Source organism: Streptomyces marokkonensis (genome assembly GCF_039539045.1).
Lineage (GTDB): Bacteria > Actinomycetota > Actinomycetes > Streptomycetales > Streptomycetaceae > Streptomyces > Streptomyces marokkonensis.
Genome location: NZ_BAABCQ010000245.1, coordinates 1 through 8196, shown reverse-complemented (window position 1 = coordinate 8196; position 8196 = coordinate 1). Strand labels below are relative to the sequence as shown.

The 8196-nt window shown below is 72.0% G+C and carries 2 protein-coding genes; both read left to right on the top strand.

Annotated elements, in window-relative coordinates; genetic code table 11:
• Positions 1–843, top strand: an 843-nt coding sequence (locus ABEA26_RS33650; RefSeq protein ID WP_345597544.1) for an acyl carrier protein, incomplete at its 5' end; no start/stop codon positions are given.
• A 7-nt stretch (positions 844–850) separates the two neighbouring features.
• The coding region (locus ABEA26_RS33645; protein WP_345597542.1) for a type I polyketide synthase at positions 851–8196 on the top strand (7346 nt) is incomplete at its 3' end.

Here is an 8196-nt window from a genome sequence, read left to right as displayed (position 1 = left end):
GGTTTGGCGGGTCAGTCGCTGGCCTGGGGCCCATGGGACGAAGGCGGCATGCTGGGCCGCCTCGACGACACCGACCTGCAGCGCATGGCCCGTGCCGGCGTTCCGCCGCTCTCGGCCGAGCAGGGCATCGAACTCTTCGACGTCGCGGGCGCGTTGCCGGACGCCGTGCTCGTCCCCGTCCGGCTGGACCTGGCCGCGCTGCGCCGGCAGACGGCGGGCAAGCCGCTGCCGGTCATGTTCCGCTCGCTGGTCCGTGGGGCAGCCCCGCGTGCGACCGACGGACCGCCCGCTTCCGGCGGCGGATCGTTCGCCGACCGGCTGGGTCCCTTGCCCGACGTCGAACGCGAAAGGCTCGCCCTCCAGTTGGTGTGTGATCGCGTGGCGGAGGTGCTGGGGCACGCCCGGGGCGCGGACGTCAAACCCCATGACGCCTTTACGGAGATGGGATTCGACTCGCTCACCGCCGTCGAACTGCGCAACCGGCTCAACGCCGAGACCGGTCTGCGGCTGACCGCGACGCTGGTCTTCGACTACCCCACGCCGATGGTCCTCGCCGAGCACGTCCTGGACGAGGCCGCTCCGGCAAAGGCCGCGACCCGCTCCGTGCTCGCCGAACTCGACCAGCTGGAAGCCGCGTTCGCCGCCCTGGACCCGGCCGCCGAGGAGCCGGTGGCTGAGGTCACCGCCCGGCTGAACGCGCTCGTGGCCAGGTGGAACGAGTCGCGAGGGCAGAACGAGGCGCATGGGCAGGCGACGGTGACGGCGGACGACGTGGGCACCACCCTCGACACAGCCTCAGACGACGAGCTGTTCGACTTCATCGACAACAGGTTCGGCAGGTGACTCGCTGATGGCGAACGAGGGCAAGCTCCGCGACTACCTCCGGCGGGTGACCGCCGAGCTCCACGAGACGAGCGAGCGTCTGCGTGCCGTGGAGGAGAAGGACCGCGAGCCGATCGCGATCGTGGCGATGAGCTGCCGCTATCCCGGTGACGTCGGCTCCCCGGAGGAACTGTGGGAGCTGGCCGCGGCGGGCCGGGACGGGATCACGGAGTTCCCCGCGGACCGCGGCTGGGACGTGGACTCGCTCTACGACCCGGAGATGCGCCGCCCCAACACGTCGTACACACGAGAAGGCGGGTTCCTGCACGGCGCGGGTGACTTCGACGCCGAGCTGTTCAAGATCTCGCCCCGTGAGGCGCTGGCGATGGACCCGCAGCAGCGGCTGCTCCTCGAAGCTACCTGGGAGGCCATCGAGCGGGGCGGGATCGATCCGCTGTCGCTGCGAGGCAGCCGTACCGGCGTGTTCGCCGGGGTGATGTACCACAACCACGCGGCGAGCCTCGGGGCGGTGCCCGAGGGCGTGGACGGCTTCCTGGGCACCGGCACCGCGAGCAGTGTGGTGACCGGCCGGGTGGCGTACACGCTCGGCCTCGAAGGCCCCGCGGTGACGGTGGACACGGCGTGCTCGTCGTCGCTGGTCGCCCTGCACCTGGCGATGCAGTCGCTGCGGTCGGGCGAATGCGCCTTGGCGCTCGCGGGCGGGGTCACGGTGATGACCACCCCGGCGACGTTCATCGACTTCAGCAAGCAGCGGGGACTCGCCGCGAACGGCCGCTGCAAGGCGTTCGCGGACACGGCGGACGGCACCGGCTGGGGCGAGGGCGTCGGCATGCTGCTCCTGGAGCGCCTGTCGGACGCCCGCCGCAACGGCCACCGAGTGCTCGCGGTGGTCCGCGGATCGGCCGCGAACCAGGATGGCGCGAGCAACGGTCTGACCGCCCCCAACGGTCCCTCGCAGCAGCGCGTCATCCGCCAGGCACTGGCGAACGCCGGCCTCTCGGCGGCGGACGTCGACGCGGTGGAAGCGCACGGCACGGGTACGACACTGGGCGACCCCATCGAGGCGCAGGCGCTCATCGCCACCTACGGCCAGGAGCGGAGCGGAAAACGCCCGCTGTGGCTGGGCTCGTTGAAGTCGAACATCGGTCATACGCAGGCCGCCGCCGGCGTGGCGGGCGTCATCAAGATGGTCATGGCGATGCGGGAGGGTGTGCTGCCGCGCACCCTGCACGTCGACGAGCCGTCCTCGCACGTCGACTGGTCGGCCGGCGCCGTCGAGCTCCTCACGGAGTCGGTGGCGTGGCCGGAGACGGGGGAGCCGCGTCGCGCGGGCGTCTCGTCGTTCGGCATCAGCGGCACCAACGCCCACGTGATCCTTGAGCAGGCGCCCCCGGAAGGCGCCAAGGAAGGCGCCTCGCCGAGCGCCGCCGAGGAGCGCGCGGTGAACGGGGGCAGGTCCGCCCAGGCGGCAGGCGGCCCACTGGCGCCGGTGACGAGCGACGTCCTGCCGTGGGTGCTGTCCGGCAAGTCGCCGGAGGCCGTCGCAGGCCAGGCCGCGGGGATGCTGGCCTACCTGGAGGACCGTCCGGAGGCCGAACAGGCGACACCCGACGACGCGGTCGACGCGGCCGACGTGGCCTGGTCTCTGTCGACGACGCGGGCCCAGCTGGAGCACCGCGTGGCCGTGATCGCCGAGCGGCAGGAGGATTTCCGGGTCGGCCTGGCGGCGCTGGCGCACGGCGGATCGGCTCCCGGCGTGGTGCGCGGCGTGGCGGGACGTGCGACGCGGCCGGTGTTCGTCTTCCCTGGCCAGGGCGCGCAGTGGGCGGGCATGGCCGCCGGGCTCCTGGAGTCCTCACCGGTGTTCGCGGCGCGGCTGACGGAGTGCGGAGCGGCGCTGGCTGCGCACGTGGACTGGTCGTTGCTGGACGTGGTGCGGGGAGCGCAGGGCGCGCCGTCGTCGGACCGCGTGGACGTCATGCAGCCGGTGCTGTGGGCGATCATGGTGTCGCTGGCCGAGGTGTGGCGGTCGGTGGGCGTGGTGCCGGGCGCCGTGCTGGGCCATTCGCAGGGCGAGATCGCGGCCGCCGTGGTGGCGGGCGGTCTCTCCCTGGAGGACGGGGCGCGGCTGGTGGCGCTGCGGCGCCGGGTGACGCTGCCGCTGTCGGGCCGCGGCGGGATGACGTCGGTGGCACGGGACGCGGACTGGGTCGGCGAACGCGTGGCCCGGTACGGGTCGCGGCTGTCCTTGGCCGCGGTGAACGGGCCGGGCTCGGCGGTGGTCTCCGGCGACCTGGATGCCCTGGAGGAGTGGGAGGGCGAGTGCTCGGCGGCCGGTGTGCGCACGCGGCGCATCCCCATGGACTACGCCTCGCACTCGGCGCAGATCGACGGCGTGCGGGAGGAGTTGGCGCAGGCGCTGACGGGGCTCGCTCCCCGGTCCGCGGCGGTCCCGTTCTACTCGACGCTGACGGGCGGGCCGCTGGACACGGTGGAGCTCGGCGCGGACTACTGGTTCAGGAACCTGCGGTCGAGAGTCGAGTTCGAGGCAGCGACCCGGGCCACGCTCGCGGCGGGGCACCGGGTGTTCGTCGAGGTGAGTCCGCATGCCGTCCTCGGCTTCGGGCTGCAGGAGACGTTCGACTCGCTGGGCAGCGACGCCGTGGCGCTGGGTACGTTGCGCCGGGGCGAGGACGAGACCCGCAGGCTTCTCCTCTCCCTCGCCGAGGCGTGGGCGCACGGTGTGGAGGTCGATTGGCGCGCCGTGCTCGCGGGGACCGGGCCGCACCGCGTCGTGGACCTGCCCAGGTACGCTTTCCAGCACCGCCGCTACTGGCTCGACGCGGTGAGCAGGCCGCACAGCACCGACCCCGCCGGAACCGCCGGCGGTCTTGGCGGGGGAGCGGCGGCAGGTGCCGCCCCCGTGGACGGCACGTTCTGGGCAGCGGTCGAGAGCGAGGACCTGGAGGCGCTCTCCCGGACGCTCGCGGTGGATACGGAGCAGTCCTTCGCCGCCGCGCTTCCCGCCCTCGCCGCGTGGCGGCAGCAGCGTACGGCCCTCGCCACGGTCGACGCCTGGCGCTACCGCGTGACGTGGCAGCGGCTCCCCGAATCCGCCGGGACAGGGGTCCTCTCCGGAACCTATCTCGTGATCGCTCCGGAGCCCGACGCGGAGTGCGTCGCCGAGTACGCCTCGGAGATCGAGCAGTGCGTCAGCGCGCTCGCCCCCGCCGATGTCCGGGTCGTGCGGGTCGGGACCGGACACGACAGCGAGGCGGTCGCCGCACGCATACGCACCGCGCTCGCGGGCGCCGACGCCGACGAAGGCGGCGGTGAACCGGCAGCGGTGACCGGCATCCTTTCGCTGCTCGCCCTGGATACCAGCGCCCACCCCGGCGCGGAGGCGGTGCCCGCCGGTCTCGCGAGCACCCTCACCCTCGTGAAGGCCCTCGGCCAGACCGAGGACAAGGTTCTTCGGAAGTCGCTCCACAAGGCCCCGCTGTGGATCGCGACCCGCGGAGCCACCTCGGTGGGGCGGACCGACCGGGTGACCGATCCCATACAGGCCCTGCTCTGGGGACTCGGTGGCGTCATCAGAGCCGAACACGCGCAGCTCTGGGGCGGTTTGGTCGACCTCCCGGCAGATTTGGACCGGCGGTCCGCGCACCGCCTGCGCCGGGTGCTCGCCGCAGCCGACGGCGAAGACCAACTGGCCGTCCGCGCCACCGGCCTGCACGCCCGCCGACTCGTGCACGCCCCACACCGCCCCGGACTGGCCCCCGACCGGTCGGGGCCGGACGCGGCCGACCCCACGGCCATGGCGTGGACACCGCCCCGCGGCACCGTGCTGATCACCGGCGGGACCGGCGCGCTCGGCGCCCATGTCGCCCGCTGGCTCGCCGACCAGGGCTGCGAACACCTGCTGCTCGTCAGCAGACGGGGCCAGGACGCCCCCGGCGCGAAGGCCCTCGCGACGGAACTGGGCGCCAAGGGCAGCAAGGTCACTCTGGCCGCATGCGACGCGGGCGACCGGAACGCGCTGGCCGCACTGCTCACGTCGGTCCCGGCCGAGCTGCCCCTGACGGCGGTCTTCCACAGCGCGGCACTCCTGGACGACGGACTGCTCGACACGCTGACCACGGGCCAACTCGACCGTGCGCTGCGGGCGAAGGTACGGGCCGCGACGAACCTGCACGAACTCACCCGTGATCTCGGCACGGATCTCTCCGCCTTCGTCCTCTTCTCATCCGTCGCCGGTGTACTCGGCGGCGCGGGCCAGGGGAACTACGCACCGGCCAACGCGTTCCTCGACGCCCTGGCCCAGCACCGCAGGGCCCACGGCCTCACGGCCACCTCGCTCCAGTGGGGCCACTGGCGGGGCAGTGGCCTCGGCGAGGGTCAGGAGGAACGCTTCGCCCGCACCGGGGTCGGCGCGATGGATCCCGAACTCGCCCTCGTGGCACTGCGGCAGGCGCTCCAGGACGACGAGACCGTCCTCGCCGTCGCGGACGTCCGCTGGGAACGGGCGGCCGAACAAGGCACGACCCGACGGCCCGACCCGCTCCTGCGCGATCTTCTGCCCGAACTTCGAGGCACCGCCCAGGACATCGCCACGGGCCGTCCAGAGGTGGAGACCGGCCGCAGTTCGTCGGCGCTCTCCTCCCGGTTGCGCGCCATGTCCGACCAGGACGGCCTGCGTCTCGTCCTCGAGGTGATTCGCGGCGAGGCCGCCGCGCTCCTCGGCCACGCGACCTCGGAAGCGGTGCCGCCGGGCAGGGCGTTTCTGGACCTGGGGTTCAGCTCCCTGAGCGCGGTGGAACTCCGCAACCGACTCGACGCGGTGTCCGAGCTGAGCCTGCCGACGACTCTGGTGTACGACCATCCCTCCCCCGATGCGCTGGCACGTCACCTCTGGTCGGAACTGACGGAGAACGGCGGCAACAGGCCGTCTCCGTACGGTTCGGAAGGTACTGGCGCCACGGGTGACGCGGGCGGTACGGACGGTGACCCGATCGTCCTCGTCGGCATGAGCTGCCGGTTCCCCGGCGGCGTGGGCTCGGCGGAAGAGCTGTGGGAGCTGCTGGCCACCGGAGCGGACGGAGTCTCCGGGCTCCCCGAAAACCGCGGCTGGGACCTGGCATCCCTCTACGACCCGAACCCCGAAGGCGTGGGCACGTCGTACACGCGCGAGGGCGGATTCCTCCACGACGCCCCGGACTTCGACGCGGAATTCTTCGGAATTTCGCCGCGCGAGGCCCTGGCCATGGACCCCCAGCAGCGGCTGTTCCTCGAAGCGGCCTGGGAGGCCGTCGAACGGGCGGGTATCGACCCGATGTCTCTGCGTGGCAGCCGTACCGGCGTCTTCGCCGGCACCAACGGCCAGGACTACGTGCACCTGATGGACACCGAGACCGAGTCCACCGCCGGCTACGGCGCCACGGGCAGCTCGGCCAGCGTTTTGTCCGGCCGCGTCTCCTACACGCTGGGCCTTGAGGGTCCAGCGGTGACGGTGGACACGGCATGCTCGTCGTCCCTGGTCGCCCTGCACTGGGCGATCCAGGCCCTGCGCTCGGGCGAGTGCACGATGGCGCTGGCCGGCGGCGTGACGGTGATGTCCACCCCCGGCGCGTTCATCGAGTTCTCCCGCCAAGGCGGCCTGGCCCCCGACGGCCGCTGCAAGGCGTTCGCCGGGTCGGCGGACGGCACGGCCTGGGGCGAGGGCGTGGGCGTCCTCTTGGTGGAGCACCTGTCCGACGCCCGGCGCCTGGGCCACGAGGTACTTGCCGTGGTGCGCGGCTCCGCGGTGAACCAGGATGGTGCGTCGAATGGTCTGACGGCTCCGAACGGTCCGTCTCAGCAGCGTGTGATTCGGAGGGCGTTGGCGAGTGCGGGTCTTTCGGCGTCGCAGGTGGACGCGGTGGAGGCGCACGGTACGGGTACGACGCTGGGTGACCCGATCGAGGCGCAGGCGCTGCTCGCGACGTACGGCCAGAACCGTCCGGAGGACCGACCGCTGTGGCTCGGTTCGGTGAAGTCGAACATCGGTCACACGCAGGCCGCCGCGGGCGTCGCCGGCATCATCAAGATGGTCATGGCGATGCGGGAGGGTGTGCTGCCGCGGACGCTGCACGTGGACGAGCCGACGCCCCAGGTCGACTGGTCGGCGGGTGCGGTCGAGCTGCTGACGGAGTCGGTGGCGTGGCCGGAGACGGGCGAGCCGCGCCGTGCGGGTGTCTCGTCCTTCGGCATCAGCGGCACGAACGCGCACGTGATCGTGGAGCAGGCGCCGGAGGTGGAGGAGGCGGAGGCGGCTGTGGCTCCGGTGGTGTTGCCGGTGGTGCCGTGGGTGGTGTCGGCGAAGTCGGAGGCGGGGCTGTCGGGGCAGGTGGAGCGGCTGCGGTCGTTCGTCGCCGAGAAGCCTGAGCTGTCGCCGGTGGATGTGGGCTTCTCGCTGGTGACGTCGCGTGCGGTGCTGGGGCACCGGGCGGTGCTGGTCGGTGAGCGGATGGTTCAGGGTTCGGTGTCGTCCGGCAGGACGAGTGTGCTGTTCTCGGGTCAGGGTTCGCAACGGCCGACCATGGGCCGGGAGTTGTACGAGGCGTATCCGGTGTTCGCGGACGCGTTCGACCTGGTGTGCGCGGAGCTGGACCGTCATCTGGACCAGTCCCTTCGTGAGGTGGTTTTCGAGGGTGGTGAGCTGCTGGATCGGACGCAGTTCACGCAGGCGGGTCTGTTCGCGCTTGAGGTGGCGCTGTTCGAGCTGGTGACGTCGTGGGGCGTGAAGCCGGACTTCCTGCTGGGTCACTCGATCGGTGAGTTGTCGGCCGCGTGCGTGGCCGGTGTGCTGTCGCTGGAGGACGCTGCCGCTCTGGTGGCGGCGCGGGGTCGTCTGATGCAGGCGCTTCCAACGGGTGGGGCGATGGTGTCGTTGCAGGCGCCGGAGGACGAGGTGCTCCCGCTGCTGGTCGAGGGTGTTTCGATCGCTGCCCTGAATGGGCCTTCCGCAACCGTGATCTCGGGTGATGAGGTGGCGGTTCTTGAGATCGCCGCGCACTTCGAGGGTGAGGGCCGCAAGACCAAGCGTCTGCGGGTGAGCCATGCTTTCCACTCGCCGCGTATGGACGCGATGCTGGACGACTTCCGTGCGGTTGCGGAAGGGCTGACCTTCAACGCCCCGCAGCTGGCCATCGTCTCGGACGTGACGGGTGCGGTGCTGTCGGCGGAGGAGATCCGGGATCCGGAGTACTGGGTGCGCCACGTCCGTGAGGCGGTGCGTTTCCTGGACGGCATCCGCACCCTGGAAGCGGAAGGTGTGACGGCGTTCCTGGAGCTGGGTCCGGACGGTGTGCTGTC